Source organism: Sutcliffiella sp. NPDC057660 (assembly GCF_042800035.1).
Taxonomy (GTDB): domain Bacteria; phylum Bacillota; class Bacilli; order Bacillales; family Bacillaceae_I; genus Sutcliffiella_A.
In genome coordinates, this window is sequence record NZ_JBHVHV010000023.1 from 54,297 (window position 1) to 70,261 (window position 15,965).

The window sequence follows — 15,965 nt, forward strand, 5'->3', positions numbered from 1 at the left end:
TGCTATTTATACTCCTGCCGGCTGTCGTTTGCGGTAAACCTCATACATAAGCAGACTTGCTGCCACGGACGCGTTCAAGGAGGTAACCTTTCCTACCATCGGCAAGGAAACGAGGAAGTCGCATTTATCTTTGAGCAGCCTTGCCATTCCTTTTCCTTCGCTTCCGATAATCAGGCCTGTCGGCAGGGAGCCGTCCATGTTTCGGTAATCGACGGTTCCTTTTGCATCGGTTCCAAAAATCCATAATCCCTTTTCCTTCAGCTCGTCCACTGTGCGGGCCAAGTTAGTGACCCTTACTACTGGGACGTGCTCAATGGCACCTGTGGAAGCCTTCGCAACCGTTGCAGTCAATCCAACCGCACGGCGCTTCGGAATGATGATCCCATGGGCTCCCACCGCATCCGCAGTTCTCATGATCGACCCCAGATTATGAGGGTCTTCTATTTCATCCAGGATAAGAAAGAATGGTGTTTCATTTCTTTTCTCCGCCAAGTGAAAAAGGTCTTCCAATTCCGCATAATCATAGGCTGCAACAGATGCCACCACGCCTTGGTGATTTCCTTCTGCCATTTGATCGATTTTCTTTTTTGGTACAAACTGAACCAGTACATTCGCTTCTTTTGCAAGATCGATAATCTGTTGCATGGAACCTTTTTGTGACCCTTCAGCTATCCAGAGCTTATTGATTTCCCGTTTTGATTTTAACGCCTCAAGCACAGGGTTTCTCCCGATGATAAATTCTTTTGACATCCTCACTCACCTCTTTCTTCATCTACGATTTTCATGCAATCTTCGATGACTTGTTCCATTCTGTCTGTTGAACCCGATAAATATAAAAATCCGATTAATGCCTCAAAGGCAGTGGAGTAGCGATAGGTTTGAACGTCCGTATTTCTTGGTACCGATCCGGATTTCGCATTGCGCCCCCGTCTGATTACCGCTTCCTCTTCCTCGGTGAAAAACTCCGCTTCCGCCAACTTGTGCAGCAAGCGCGCCTGCGCCTTGGCAGACACATAGCTTGTTGCAGTGCGATGGAGCTGATTAGGGCGTATCTTCCCTAGCTTCAACAGGTGATGACGAATGTACGTCTCATAAACGGCATCACCCATATAAGCAAGCGCCAGGCTGTTTAAACTCTTTGCATCTACTTTGTTGGTACTCATGTATGTGTTACCCTCTTTTCCATCTCGTACCTTGTGCCGTATCCTCTAAGATAATATTTTTATCCTTCAATTCATCCCGTATTTGATCTGCCAACGCAAAATCTCGGTTCTTTCTTGCGTCAATCCGCTTTTGGATCAATGCATCGATTTCTTCGTCCAGCAATTCCGCTTCTTCAGTCAGTGTTACACCAAGGACACCGAACAGCTCTTCAAACTGCGTAAGGAATGCCTGAAGCACGCTAACAGAAGTATTCTTTTCGCTTGCATAAAGGTTTGCCTGTTTCGCCAAATCAAACAGGACGGAAATGGCATTGGCTGTATTGAAATCGTCGTCCATCACTGTAATGAATTCTTTCTTCAATGCATCCACCTTTTCGAGCCATTGATTGTCGTCGCTCTCCTCCGTCAGGTTCGCACTGCTGTCCATGCGGTGTTTCAGGTTGGAGTAGGCGGTCCTGATTCTCTCCAGACCGTTTTTCGTGCTTTCCAATAGTTCATCATTGTAGTTGATCGGATGACGATAATGAACCGAAAGCATGAAGAAACGGATCAGCTGTGGATCATGCTTTTTTATGATGTCATGCACAAGGATGAAGTTGCCGAGTGACTTAGACATTTTCTCATTATCGATATTAATATACCCATTATGCAGCCAGTATTTCGCAAACGTCTTGCCTGTCAGCGCCTCGGTTTGGGCAATCTCGTTTTCATGATGGGGGAAGGAAAGATCCTGTCCGCCTGCATGAATATCAATCGTATCACCAAGATACTTGCGTGCCATGGCAGAGCATTCGATATGCCAACCAGGGCGCCCTTTCCCCCAAGGGCTTTCCCAGAAGATTTCCCCTTCCTTCGCGGCTTTCCAAAGAACGAAGTCCAGTGCATCCTGCTTCTTTTCCCCAACTTCGATACGGGTACCGAGCTGCAGGTCCTCTATCGGCTGATGGGAAAGCTTCCCGTACTCCTTGAATTCCCTAGTTCTGTAATATACATCCCCGCCGGACTCATAGGCAAAGCCCTTTTCAATCAGTGTTTCGATGAATTCAATAATAGTATCTATATTCTCCGTGACACGCGGGTGAGCGGTTGCCTGCTTGCATCCCAATGCGGAAACATCCTCAAAATAGGCTTCAATAAAGCGCTCCGCAATAGTCGGAACATCCTCGCCAAGTTCATTCGCTGCTTTGATCATCTTGTCATCCACATCGGTGAAATTGGAAACGTAATTCACTTCATATCCACGATACTCGAGGTATCTTCTCACGGTATCAAATACAATCGGCGGTCTCGCATTACCTATATGAATATAATTATATACAGTAGGCCCGCACACATACATTTTCACCTTTCCCTCTTCAAGCGGGGTGAATTTCTCCTTCTGGCGGGTTAAGGTATTATAAAGATGAATAGTCATCTGCGTTCTTCCTCTCTTTTAAAAGTTGCAGCTCTTTCTGCAATTCTGTAATCTGCTTTTCCAATGCAATAAAACGGTCTCCGGTAGGGTCAGGCATGTTCTGGTGATTGAAATCCTTCTTTACCCTTACCCCATCCTGTATGACAATCTTACCTGGTATCCCCACTACTGTGGAATTGTTGGGAACGTTCTTTAATACAACCGATCCGGCTCCTATCTTGGAATTCTCTCCAACTGTGATGGAACCTAATACCTTTGCACCGGCTGCAATCAGGGCATTATCCAGGATCGTAGGATGTCTTTTCCCTTTTTCTTTTCCCGTTCCACCCAAGGTGACACCTTGAAAGACGGTCACGTTATTACCGATTTCACAGGTTTCCCCGATTACGACTCCCATCCCGTGGTCAATAAAAAAGCGGCGTCCTATCTTGGCTCCCGGATGAATCTCAATTCCTGTGAAAAAGCGGCTTATCTGGGAGATCACTCTCGCGATAAAAAACAGTTTTTTCCGGAAAAAAGCATGTGCCAGACGGTGAGCCCAGATGGCATGCAGACCTGAATAAGTTAAAATGACTTCAAAATAATTCCTTGCGGCAGGGTCCTGTTCGAAAATGACATCTACATCTTCTTTCAATGTTCGTAGCATCCCACATTCCTCCTTTCTTTATATAAAAAAAGTCTCTGTGTCAAAAGACACAGAGACGCTGATGGCGCGGTTCCACTCTGTTTAGGGATGCACAAATATGCAATCCCCACTCTTCCTCGTAACGGGAGGCAGCCGCTATTACTTAGTAAGCATGAAGCTTTTCAGCAATAGACTCCGAGGTGCACTTCAAAGAATTCATCACATGAATCGTTTTCAGCCGGGGACGATTCTCTCTGGAACGGATGGAGTTTCTTCTACTCTCCTCATCTACATTCAGACACAGACTGATTTTCAGCCTGATATATAGTCTATATTTTTTAAGTTAGTTCTATCATATTATGTTTTCTTGAAAATGTTAATTAATTAGCTTCTCCAAACGGGCAATAACTGTTTCCTTGCCCAATAGATGGATGGTTTGAGGCAAATCCCGGCCATGTGTCTGTCCTGTCGTTGCTACACGGATTGGCATGAACAGCTTTTTCCCTTTATGGCCTGTCGCTTTTTGTACAGCTTTGATGGAAGCCTGGATGGTTTCAGCAGAGAATTCCTCCAATGCCGACAGCTCCTCACGGAATGCTGCCACCACTTCTGGTACCTGCTCTTCATCAAGAACAGCTTGTGCTTCTGCGTCATACTCAATATGAGTTTTAAAGAACATTTCCGTCAATTCCACAATTTCCGCTCCAAAGCTCATCTGCTCCTGATACAGGGAAATCAGCTCTTTTGCCCATTGCTTCTCATCTTCTGTCATCGTTTCACCGAAACGTCCTGCTTTCACTAGGTGAGGCAGGGAAAGCCCCACTACTGTGTCCAGATCAAGTTTCTTCAGGTACTGATTGTTCATCCATGCTAATTTCTGTGTATCAAACACAGCAGGAGACTTGGACAGTCGGGCTGCATCAAAGATATTGATGAATTCTTCCTTCGAGAAAATCTCGTCCTCCCCAACCGGAGACCAGCCCAGCAAGGCGATATAGTTGAACAGTGTTTCAGGTAGATATCCCAGCTCTTCATACTGCTCAATGAATTGGATGATGGACTCATCACGCTTGCTCAACTTTTTACGGCTTTCATTCACAATCAATGTCATATGTCCGAATGTCGGAACATCCCAGCCCAAAGCGTCGAAGATCATGATTTGTTTTGGTGTATTGGAAATATGGTCATCGCCACGAAGAACATGGGAGATTTTCATCAGGTGATCATCCACGGCCACCGCAAAATTGTAAGTTGGCGTACCGTCTTTTTTCACGATAACAAAGTCGCCGATCCCATCTGATTCAAAGGATACTTCGCCTTTTACCATATCATTGAATTTGACCACTTCGCCTTCGGGTACACGGAAACGAATGCTTGGCGCTCTTCCTTCGTTTTCAAAAGCCGTCTGCTCTTCTGATGTCAGGTTGCGATGCTGGCCGGAGTAACGCGGCATTTCCCCGCGAGCAATCTGCCCTTCTCTTTCCGCTTCCAGCTCTTCTTCCGTACAGTAGCATTTATAGGCGAGCCCTTTTTCAAGAAGCTCTGTATAGTATTTTTCATAAAGGTCATTTCGCTCCGATTGGCGGTAAGGGCCATATTCCCCACCAACATCGACGCTCTCGTCCCATTCCATGCCAAGCCATTTCAAATATTTCAGCTGGCTTTCTTCTCCGCCTTCGATATTGCGCTTTTTATCCGTATCTTCAATGCGGATAATAAATTGCCCATTCTGGCTGCGGGCGAAAAGATAATTAAATAATGCGGTACGTGCATTTCCTATATGTAAGTGCCCAGTTGGACTTGGGGCATAGCGTACGCGAACTGTCATAGTGAGGTTACCTCCATTTTTCCGTCAACCGACGAGCTTTTGACGGGGGTATTTTCAAAATCCAAGCATTATTCTACCATAAAAGCAAAGGGAAAGCCTCTATTTCTTTATTAATAAAACAGCTGCCTGGGCTGCAATGCCTTCTTCTCTACCGGTGAATCCGAGCTTTTCGGTGGTTGTGGCTTTTACGTTCACCTGCTCTATATCTGCTTCCAATAACTCGGCGATTCTTGCACGCATCGTTTCGATATGTGGGGCCATTTTCGGTTTTTGTGCAATGATTGTACAGTCCACATTGCCAAGCGTATAACCTTTTTCTTTTACTATCTCCCATACCTGCTGCATTAAAACAGCTGAATCGGCATTTTTAAAAGCGGGGTCCGTATCAGGGAAATGCTTGCCGATATCCCCTTCTCCCACAGCTCCGAGGCACGCATCTGAAATGGTATGCAAGAGCACATCCGCGTCAGAGTGACCGAGCAGCCCCTTTTCATAAGGGATCGTGATTCCGCCCAATATTAACGGTCTTCCCTCTGCAAATTGATGTACATCAAATCCTTGTCCTATTCGAAACATTTGGTTTCTCCTTATTCCAGGCTTTTACACCTTTTGTTTTTTTAAAATAGCATTTGCGACAATCAAATCTTCCGGAGTGGTCAATTTGATATTTTCATAATCACCCTCGACCATATGTACAGGTACACCGATTCGCTCCACCAGGCTTGATTCATCCGTTCCCAGATATTGTTCCTCTTTTGCCTGCTGATGGGCCTTTTGCAGAATAGGATACCGGAAGGCTTGTGGAGTCTGAATCAGCCATAATGCGGCTCGCTCGACCGTCTCCATGATCAGCAGATCCGAATTGACCTTCTTTATCGTATCCTTGACCGGCACCCCGACAATGGCCGCTCCTTCAAGCTTTGCCTTTTCCACCAATCGATGGATCACCGCTTGTCTGATAAAAGGCCTTGCCCCATCATGAACAAGTACAATTTCCGCATTTTCCATACGAAGCAATCCATTATAGACGCTATCCTGGCGTTCCTTGCCCCCGAGCACCATCTCGCTTACCTTGGCAATCTGGTAGGTGGCCAACAGTTCTTTGAAAATCGGGACCTCTTTTTCATTGATGACAAGTTTAATCTCTTCACACATAGGGTCATTCTCAAACACTGTCAAAGTATGGATAATAACAGGCTTCCCCTCAAGCTCGATAAACTGCTTGTTTCTGCCTGCCTTCATTCTTTTCCCCTGGCCGGCAGCCAGAACCATCACTTGGTATTTCATCATAAACTCTCCCATATAATATCTATGCTGAAATAACATCTACCCTCTTAGCAACGCTTGAGAGGGTAGACGTTTTTTCTTATTAAAGTGCCGCTCTTTCAAGCTGTTTGGGCTTGGCAAAAATCATCCGTCCAGCAGACGTCTGAAGCACACTTGTGACAAGGACTTCAATATGCTTGCCGATATAATCACGGCCTTCTTCGACCACGATCATCGTACCGTCATCCAGATAGGCAACTCCTTGATTATGCTCTTTCCCATCCTTAATCACCTGAACAGTCAGCTCTTCACCTGGAAGTACAACAGGTTTTACGGCATTAGCAAGGTCATTGATATTCAGTACCTCAACGCTCTGAAGTTCACACACCTTGTTTAAATTGAAATCATTGGTCACTACGACACCGGAAGTCAGCTTTGCAAGTTTTACAAGCTTGCTGTCCACTTCCTGAATGTCTTCGAAGTTACCTTCATAAATCTCCACTTTTATTGCCAACTCTTTTTGGATTCTATTCAGTATATCCAGTCCACGTCTGCCACGATTTCTTTTAAGCACGTCGGATGAATCCGCGATATGCTGCAGCTCCTCCAGAACAAATCGAGGGATCACGATGGTGCCCTCAAGAAACCCAGTTTGGCAGATATCTGCTACTCTTCCATCGATAATAACACTTGTATCCAAGATTTTCAGCTTTTTGGACGAAAGATCCTGCTCTTCCTCATCACTTGCTTTTTTCTTTCCGAATTTGCTGGAGATGGAAAACAGATTAACAAGCTCGTCTCGTTTTTTGAAACCAACCTGAAAGCCGAGGTATCCCAGCAAAATAGTGATGAAAATTGGGAATATCACGCTGACAAACGGAATCCGCTCCAATGGAATTACGGCCAGATAGGCGACAATCAAGCCAAATATGAGACCCAGACTACCAAACAGCACGTCTGTCACCGGCGCTTTTACTAGCGATTCCTCCATCCACTTAATAATTCCGACCACATAATCCACTAACCAAAAAGTAAGGATAAAAAATATGATTGCTCCTAGTATCGCAACAGTATAAGGCTTAGTTAAAAAAGGAATATCTCCTATGTTTAAAAGGGAAAAAAGCTCCGGGATAAAGAATATCCCCAATGTCCCACCAAGGATGACGAAAAATAATTGAACCATGCGCCTTAACATTGCCTCACCTCCCTTTATTCATTATAAACAGTTTTTTCTAAATAAAACGTCCAAACACTTTAAATTTTACATTTGTTAGAAATTTGACACGTAATTGCAAACAACCTGTCACCGTTGTCCGTATTAAATTTGACGATCTATCAGCAGCTGGTCCTGGATCCGTTTAAGGCCTTCTTTAATTTTCCGGGCCCTCACTTCCCCTATCCCATCCACTTCGTCCAACTCTTCTACGGTTGCAAGAAGGATTTGTTTCATATTTTTGAATCTGCACACCAAGTTTTCTATGACAAGTGGCGGTAGTCTAGGAATCTTATGCAGGATTCGGTAGCCTCTTGAAAGCACGAAGTCATCCGGATTGATGAAGCCTGAATATCCCAGCATCTTCAGAATGACGTTATCATCCAGCAGATCAGTATTGGCAAGCTCCTGCAGCTTTTTCAGAATGACAAAAGCATCCCTGTCTTTGTCCACACAATAGTCTTTTATCAGCAGAATCGCTTCTTCCTCTATGTGTGCCAGAAGTTCGGTCATCTGCAAACGGATCAATCTTCCCTCTGTCCCCAGCTCATTGATATAACTGATAATCTCATTTTTGATGCGGAGAACCATCTCAATCCGATGTATCACCTGCAGCAGCTCGGATAAAGAAACCTGCTCTTCAAATTCGAGTGCCCCAAGATTTGTGATTCCCTGGTCAAGGACAGACTTATATTTTTCCAAGGTTTGAATGGCTTGATTCGCCTTTGTAAAAATTACGCCAATGTCACGTAAAGCGTATCGGAAGTCACCTTTATACAAGGTAATGACATTCCTTCTTTGCGATATCGCAACAACGAGGCATCCTGTTTGCTTGGCCACCCGCTCCGCCGTTCTATGACGCATACCGGTCTCTGTGGAGATGATGGTCGGGTTGGGAGTCAGCTGTGCATTGGCATAAAGGATTTTTGTACCTTTTTCATTTAATATAATGGCTCCATCCATTTTTGCCAATTCATATACATATGCTGGGCTGAATGGACAGTTGATGGAGAAACCTCCATCAACCATGTCTTTCACCTTGTCATTAAAGCCGACTACCACCAACCCACCTGTCTGCGAGCGGAGAATATTGTTGATCCCCTCTCTGATTGGTGTGCCCGGTGCAATAAATTGTAACGTATCCGCCATTGTTTTTTCGTTCAGACGTAGTTCCTCCATCCCTATCCTCCTAAAACATATTGCAGCGCTTGGTCAATGGTGGCAACGCCGATAACATTGACCTCTTTCGGAACGGTCCACCCTCCAAGATTCTTGGAAGGGATAATGACGCGCTTAAACCCAAGTTTTGCAGCCTCCTGCACCCGCTGTTCGATTCGGGAGACCCGCCTGATTTCCCCGGTCAGTCCCACTTCCCCAATCACCACATCCGTAGGTTCGGACGCTTGGTTCCGGAAGCTTGATGCAATACTGACAGCAACAGCCAAATCGATAGCCGGTTCGTCCAGCTTCACTCCACCAGCCACCTTCAGATAAGCATCCTGGTTTTGCAGAAGGAGACCTACCCTTTTTTCCAATACTGCCATGATCAGTGACACGCGATTATGATCGATACCGGTGGCCATCCTTCTCGGATTTCCGTATCCTGTCGGAGAGATCAGTGCTTGTATTTCCACCAGCACCGGTCGTGTTCCCTCCATCGATGCTACAACCGTTGAACCCGCTGCCCCTTTGGAGCGCTCTTCGAGAAAGATCTCAGAAGGGTTTTTCACTTCCTCCAACCCTTCCTCCTTCATTTCAAAAATGCCAATCTCATTTGTCGAACCAAATCTATTTTTAACAGATCGCAAAATACGATATGTATGATGACGCTCTCCCTCAAAATATAACACAGTATCTACCATATGCTCCAACAAACGAGGTCCGGCAATGGAACCTTCCTTCGTTACATGCCCTACAATGAATACCGCAATATTCTTGGTTTTGGCAATCCTCATCAGCTCTGCTGTACACTCTCTTACCTGTGATACACTACCTGGTGCAGAGGTAACAGCGGGATGATAGACCGTTTGAATCGAATCAATAACAAGGAGCGTTGGCTGAACGTCATCTATCGCCTTTCCAATCAACTCAAAATCGGTCTCCGATAATACGAACAATTCATCAGCCTGCACGCCTAAGCGGTCTGCTCGAAGCTTCGTCTGCTGTACGGACTCTTCTCCGGAAATATAAAGCACCCGATGCTTTTTCACAGCGAGCTGACAGCACACCTGCAACAGGAGTGTCGACTTCCCGATACCGGGATCGCCTCCGATTAGTACGAGTGAACCTTGTACCAAGCCACCGCCAAGTACCCGATTGCATTCCGCCATATCGGTTTGGATCCGCGCTTCCTTTATGGTCTCTACCTTCGTAATGGATTCCGCTTTTCTCACAAGTGTCGGAGAGGATGTAGTAAACCCTCCTCTTCTTGGAGTTTTGGATTCTTCCATTTCCTCGGTCATTTTATTCCATGTGCCGCAACCTGGACACTTCCCCATCCATTTGGCAGATTCGTATCCGCATTCCTGACAAATAAATTTCGTCTTACGTTTTGCCATGAAAAAATCCTCTCTCTTTTAAATGCTGTTTTCGCTTATATTGTTGCTTTTGACGTACCCAGCGTACATACGTAATATTACTTGCTTTCGTGCTCTTTTCCAGTGTAGTAAATTTACTTTCTCTTTGAATGATATGGGGAGAAATGCTGTAAAAAAACCAAAAGCCGATTTTTCAAGTGAAAAATCCAAAAGCCGATTTTTCTAGGTTATAAGCATTATACTTTACGATAAGAGCCACGTTAAAATACCATTGTTTTCCTCTTTTTATGATACCTTATTTCCTACCGTCCAAGCCAATTTTAAGTTGTAGAATTCGCATATACAAGAAAGGAGGCAAAGCTCTGAAAATAAGAGCCTACCTCCACTATGATTTTGGTCCCAAAAACCATGAACATTTTCTTTATTTTACTATTTCCACGTCACGGACAATAAACTCGCCGTCTACTACATCCATGACAATTTTCTTGCCTTTTTCAATATTCCCTTTCAACAGCTCTTCGGATAGTTTATCCTCCACATGCTTCTGAATAGCCCGGCGCAAAGGTCTTGCTCCGTATTCCGGATCGTACCCTTCCTCCGAGATTTTCTCTTTCGTTGCATCGGTCAATTCCAGTTCGATATCCTGTTCCTTCAGACGCTTCGTCAATTGATCGGACAGAAGTGTCACAATTTCCTTCAGGTGCGCCTTCTCTAAGGAGTGGAATACAATCATCTCATCGACACGGTTCAGGAACTCCGGACGGAAAGCCTTTTTCAGCTCCTCCATCACTTTCCCTTTCATGTCCTTATAGTTCTGATTATCATCTTGTACATTGAAACCCACATACTTGTTGCGTTTTAATGCGTCCGCTCCAACGTTGGATGTCATAATGACAAGCGTGTTGCGGAAATCGACCGTACGTCCCTTAGAATCTGTCAAACGGCCATCCTCCAGCACTTGCAGGAGAATATTGAACACGTCCGGATGCGCTTTTTCTATCTCATCCAGCAAAATGACTGAATATGGTTTACGGCGAACCTTCTCTGTCAATTGTCCGCCTTCATCGTATCCTACATATCCAGGAGGGGACCCTACCAGACGGGAAGTGGAGTGCTTCTCCATGTACTCGGACATATCAATGCGGATCATCGCATCCTCATCGCCGAAAATGGACTCGGCCAAGGCTCTTGCAAGTTCCGTTTTACCTACCCCGGTAGGTCCAAGGAAGATGAAGGAGCCGATAGGACGTTTAGGGTCTTTCAAACCGGCACGTGCTCGACGCACCGCTTTGGATACTGCTTTCACCGCTTCGTCCTGACCGATGACACGGGAGTGAAGCAGCTGTTCCATGTTCAACAATTTATCTGTTTCGGTCTGGGCAAGCTTGGATACCGGAATTCCAGTCCAGCTGGACACTACCATGGCGATGTCTTCAACTGTCACCTCGGAATTCTCCTGACCCTGCTTTTCCTTCCACGTTTTCTTCGTATCCTCCAGCTGTTCGCGTAAGCGCTGCTCCGTATCACGCAAGGACGCCGCCTTTTCAAATTCCTGGCTTTGGACAGCTGCATCCTTTTCGTTGCGAACTGATTCCAGCTTCACTTCCAGTTCTTTTAGATTAGGAGGTGTAGTGAATGAACGCAGTCTTACTTTGGAGCCGGCCTCATCGATAAGGTCGATCGCCTTATCCGGCAGGAAGCGGTCCGAAATATAACGATCGGAAAGCTTAACCGCCTGTTCAATCGCTTCATCCGTGATGGATACACGGTGATGCGCCTCATAGCGGTCACGCAGGCCTGTCAGAATCTGAATGGACTCAGCCGCTGTTGGCTCATCCACCTGAATAGGCTGGAAGCGTCGCTCAAGCGCGGCATCCTTTTCGATATATTTACGATACTCATCCAAGGTTGTGGCACCGATACATTGAAGCTCCCCACGTGCTAGGGATGGTTTCAAAATGTTGGATGCATCAATGGCACCTTCCGCACCGCCTGCTCCAATCAACGTATGAAGCTCATCAATGAATAGAATGATATTGCCTGCCTGGCGGATCTCATCCATCACCTTTTTCAGACGATCCTCGAATTCCCCACGATATTTCGTTCCTGCTACCACTGTACCCATATCAAGCGTCATGACACGTTTATCACGAAGAATCTCCGGCACCTCGTTGTTGACAATCTGCTGTGCCAAGCCTTCAGCGATAGCCGTCTTCCCTACCCCAGGCTCTCCGATCAGAACCGGGTTATTTTTTGTTCTTCTGCTAAGTACTTCAATCACTCGCTGAATTTCCTTTGCTCTTCCGATTACCGGATCCAGGCTGCCTTCTCTTGCAACGGCTGTAAGGTCACGCGCAAGGCTATCAAGTGTAGGTGTATTCACATTTTGAGATGCTCCACCCTGATGGCCTCCTGAAGATTCATTACTGCCCAGAAGCTGAAGCACCTGCTGGCGAGCCTTGTTCAGGCTGACACCAAGATTATTCAGCACACGTGCCGCCACTCCCTCGCCTTCACGGATCAAGCCGAGCAGGATATGCTCTGTGCCTACATAGGAATGTCCCAGCTTGCGTGCTTCATCCATGGAAAGCTCAATCACTTTCTTCGCTCGAGGTGTGTAGTGCGGAATGGATTGTCCGCTATCTTGTCCACGTCCAATCAAATTCTCCACTTCTTTTTGAATCTTCTCCGGACCAAGGCCAAGAGCAATCAGCGCTTTAGCGGCAATTCCCTCTCCCTCTCTTACCAGGCCTAACAAGATATGCTCTGTCCCGATATTATTATGGCTTAAACGAAGTGCCTCTTCCTGTGCTAATGCAAGTACTTTCTGTGCTCTCTCTGTAAATCGACCGAACATCATATATAATCGCCTCCCGATTAATTTATAATTTTAAACGAAGTCTTTCTCTAATTAGGCTCGCTCTACGAATATCTCGTTCATCCGGTCTTAATGGACCGCCAGCATACTGCTGTAAAAAACCTGGCTGCGTTAAAATCATCAATTCATTCAAAATGGATCTTGATATATTCTCGATATACCCCAAATCAATGCCAAGTCGTACATCGGATAAGCATTTTGCCGCTTCCTTCGTTTCCATCACCCGGCTATGCGCCAATATACCATAGGAACGAAAAACTCTGTCTTCTAATTGTATGTTGGAAGTTTTAACTAATGCTTCCCTTGCCGACCTCTCCTGTGCAATTAGTTGCTGTACCACACTAAGCAGGTCGTTCACAATATCGTCTTCTGATTTTCCCAGAGTCAGTTGATTCGAGATTTGAAAAATGTTTCCCAACGCTTCGCTGCCTTCGCCGTATATCCCTCTAACGACCAGACCCAGCTGGTTGATTGCCGGGACAATGCGGTTCATTTGCTGTGTCATGACAAGTGCTGGCAAGTGCATCATCACCGAAGCCCTCATCCCTGTCCCAACATTGGTCGGGCAGCTGGTTAAGTATCCTCGCTTTTCATCAAAAGCATAATCTAGCTTTTCCTCCAGCCAATCATCGAGGTCATTGGCCATCTGTAAAGCTTCTGTCAGCTGCAACCCTGGAAACAGACACTGAATACGAATATGATCCTCTTCATTTATCATAATGCTCACTTCTTCATTCGGTGATAGAAAACATGCACCATACGTCGAATGTTCCGCAAGCTGCGGACTAATCAGATGCTTCTCCACCAGGACTCTTTTCTGCAGCGCATTAAGCTCCTCCATAACAAGAAACTCCAACTCACCAATTTCCTGAAAGGTCCGGTCGGAAAAATGCGTTCTCATCGTTTCGACGATTTCCTTTGCTTCTTCGTTGCTAGAAACGGTAGGGAACCACATCTCCTCCAGATTCCTGGCAAGCCTCACTCTGCTGCTAAGCACAATATCAGAAGCGGGGCCCTCCTGCTTCATCCAGGAACTAACTTCATTATTCAAAAAGTGTTCAAGAGACATTTATTGCTCCTCCTCTCTTTTATCACTTAATTTCTTTTCCAACTCTCTAATCTTATCTCTTATATTCGCTGCGCTTTCGAACTCTTCCTGTAAGATAAGTTCTTTTAATTCTTCTTTTAGCGCATCTATCTCTTTTCTGACATGCATGCTTCCGCCGATCCGCTTGGGGATTTTACCCGTATGCACCGTATTGCCGCTATGAAACCTTTTTAAAATCGGCTGCATCTTATCCTCAAATGTCCGATAGCATTCCGAACAGCCAAAACGTCCAATCTTGGTGAACTGAGGAAATGTCATCTTGCACCGTTCACATTGGAGGGTCTTGGTCTCCTTGAACTCCTCCGGCTTTTTGTTCGAAATCAGCTGCTCTGAATTCAACAATCCAGCAATCAGATTATTTAATGAAAATCCCGTTCCGCCGGAGAACATGGACATGTTTCCCTTTTCCTGTGCACACTGCTCGCAGATATGAACTTCCGACTTCTCCCCGTTGATAACTTTCGTAACATGCAACGTCGCAGGACGTTCCTTACATTCCTGACACACCATCGTGTTTTCCCCCTTAACGGTACTTAAGAGTAGTAAGCATCGCTTTTAGCATCCTTGCCCGCAGCTCATCTCTCTCAGGCAACCCTAAATAGATAACAGAACGATCCATCACACTAACCATTATCTTCGCCTCGCGTGCAGAAATTATCTTCTCCTCCACTAATCGAAAAATTACATCCTCTGCACTCGACTGCGAAACACGCACATCTATCAAATCAATAATCTGGTCAATAAGCTGCAAGTGATCATGGGTCTTGATCTTTATGATGCGTATATAACCTCCGCCACCGCGCTTACTCTCCACTAGATATCCTCGTTCAATTGTAAATCTTGTATTTATCACATAATTAATCTGAGAAGGTACACATTCAAACTTATCAGCAATCTCACTCCGTTTTATCTCCGCAGAATGCTCCCTGCTTCGCTCTAAAACCTGCTTTAAATATTGTTCAATGACATCAGATATGTTCCTCATGCTATCCCCCCATCTGACCTTGACTATCTTTGACTATAATTAAAATATATAAGACCACCAAAAATTTTTCAATAAATATCTCTCACAACAACAGAATTCCACTTTTTGACCGCATGTAAACATCAATTGGTCAAATTTGTTCAGAGAAGTTTATATGGGGGTTTGGGAGGCGGCTGCATGTCCGGGGGAAATGTTGGTTTGGCGGGGGCGGGTATTATGTAATGAGGTGTGCCGGGCATGGGGTAGGTTGGTGTAAATGGTAGTAGGAGGACTTCACTACACCAGTGCCTGGCCCCTCCCTCCACCACCCAACCTCTTTCTCCCCCAAACAAAAAAAGAGGGGCCTGGCACTACTAAGTACCATCCCCCACAACAACCATACAAAGAACAAATAACAAAACAAAAAAGACCAACACCTTTGCGCTGATCTTCCAACAAAATTTACCTGGCAACGTCCTACTATCACAGAGGGAGTCACATGAAACCCTCTCTTATCCGCACAATTCTATTTTCATTCTTTAATTTATACGGTTTATCACTTCTTTCTTACCGTCTCCCCTTCTTCTTCTCCTCTGTCACGGCACGAATCACGCCTTTTCTTACCGCCATCCTCAACTTTTCCCCTTGGTCACGGTACGAATCGCTTCTTTTCTTACCGTCATCCTCAACTTTCCCCCTCGGTCGCGGTACGAATTGCTTCTTTTCTTACCGTCATCCTCAACTTTCCCCCTTGGTCACGGCACTAATCACACCAGTGCCTGGCCCCTCCACCCACCACCCAACCTCTTTCTCCCCCAAACAAAAAAAGAGGGGCCTGGCACTACTAAGTACCATCCCCTCACAACAAAAATTCCAAAGAACAAAACCAAAACAAAAAAAGACCAGCACCTAAGCACTGATCTTCCCTCTAAACTTGCCTGGCAACGTCCTACTCTCACAGGGGGACAG

14 protein-coding genes and 1 other annotated feature are annotated in these 15,965 nt (G+C 45.5%); all 14 genes read right to left on the reverse strand.

All coding sequences use genetic code 11. From position 1 onward, the window contains the following. Positions 1-6: 6 nt before the first annotated feature. A complete protein-coding gene (rlmB, locus tag ACFVAD_RS21925; protein ID WP_386645308.1) occupies positions 7-750 on the reverse strand; it encodes a 23S rRNA (guanosine(2251)-2'-O)-methyltransferase RlmB in 744 nt (247 codons plus the stop codon). A 2-nt stretch (positions 751-752) separates the two neighbouring features. Then, a complete protein-coding gene (locus ACFVAD_RS21930) occupies positions 753-1,163 on the reverse strand; it encodes a Mini-ribonuclease 3 (protein WP_386645311.1) in 411 nt (136 codons plus the stop codon). 7 nt (positions 1,164-1,170) lie between these two features. Continuing rightward, a complete protein-coding gene (gene cysS / locus ACFVAD_RS21935; protein WP_386645314.1) occupies positions 1,171-2,577 on the reverse strand; it encodes a cysteine--tRNA ligase in 1,407 nt (468 codons plus the stop codon). Further along, complete coding sequence (cysE, locus tag ACFVAD_RS21940) at positions 2,558-3,223, reverse strand: serine O-acetyltransferase (protein WP_386645316.1); 666 nt, start codon at positions 3,221-3,223, stop codon at positions 2,558-2,560. Before cysE ends, cysS begins: the two co-directional genes overlap by 20 nt. 48 nt (positions 3,224-3,271) lie before the next feature. Further along, positions 3,272-3,502 (reverse strand) — a binding site (T-box leader). 76 nt (positions 3,503-3,578) lie between these two features. Further along, on the reverse strand, positions 3,579-5,030 hold the full coding sequence (gene gltX, locus ACFVAD_RS21945; protein ID WP_386645319.1) for a glutamate--tRNA ligase: 1,452 nt from the start codon (positions 5,028-5,030) through the stop codon (positions 3,579-3,581). 99 nt (positions 5,031-5,129) lie between these two features. Continuing rightward, entirely contained in the window at positions 5,130-5,606 is a 477-nt protein-coding gene (gene ispF / locus ACFVAD_RS21950) for a 2-C-methyl-D-erythritol 2,4-cyclodiphosphate synthase (RefSeq protein ID WP_386645322.1), read from the reverse strand. Positions 5,607-5,630: 24 nt separating this feature from the next. After that, positions 5,631-6,317 (reverse strand): 2-C-methyl-D-erythritol 4-phosphate cytidylyltransferase, encoded by a 687-nt coding sequence (gene ispD / locus ACFVAD_RS21955; protein WP_386645353.1) that lies wholly within the window; start codon positions 6,315-6,317, stop codon positions 5,631-5,633. Positions 6,318-6,399: 82 nt separating this feature from the next. Continuing rightward, the gene (locus ACFVAD_RS21960; RefSeq protein WP_386645325.1) at positions 6,400-7,491 is read right to left on the reverse strand and encodes a PIN/TRAM domain-containing protein; all 1,092 of its coding nucleotides are present in this window, start codon (positions 7,489-7,491) and stop codon (positions 6,400-6,402) included. A 123-nt stretch (positions 7,492-7,614) separates the two neighbouring features. Continuing rightward, entirely contained in the window at positions 7,615-8,688 is a 1,074-nt protein-coding gene (disA, locus tag ACFVAD_RS21965; RefSeq protein WP_386645328.1) for a DNA integrity scanning diadenylate cyclase DisA, read from the reverse strand. Between the two features lie 2 nt (positions 8,689-8,690). After that, entirely contained in the window at positions 8,691-10,067 is a 1,377-nt protein-coding gene (gene radA / locus ACFVAD_RS21970) for a DNA repair protein RadA (RefSeq protein ID WP_204420071.1), read from the reverse strand. 400 nt (positions 10,068-10,467) lie between these two features. Continuing rightward, the gene (clpC, locus tag ACFVAD_RS21975; RefSeq protein ID WP_386645332.1) at positions 10,468-12,906 is read right to left on the reverse strand and encodes an ATP-dependent protease ATP-binding subunit ClpC; all 2,439 of its coding nucleotides are present in this window, start codon (positions 12,904-12,906) and stop codon (positions 10,468-10,470) included. A 22-nt stretch (positions 12,907-12,928) separates the two neighbouring features. Then, positions 12,929-13,993 (reverse strand): protein-arginine kinase McsB, encoded by a 1,065-nt coding sequence (gene mcsB, locus ACFVAD_RS21980; RefSeq protein WP_386645335.1) that lies wholly within the window; start codon positions 13,991-13,993, stop codon positions 12,929-12,931. After that, complete coding sequence (mcsA, locus tag ACFVAD_RS21985; protein WP_386645338.1) at positions 13,994-14,542, reverse strand: protein-arginine kinase activator protein McsA; 549 nt, start codon at positions 14,540-14,542, stop codon at positions 13,994-13,996. Positions 14,543-14,555: 13 nt separating this feature from the next. Next, a complete protein-coding gene (locus tag ACFVAD_RS21990) occupies positions 14,556-15,017 on the reverse strand; it encodes a CtsR family transcriptional regulator (protein WP_386645341.1) in 462 nt (153 codons plus the stop codon). Positions 15,018-15,965: the final 948 nt, after the last annotated feature.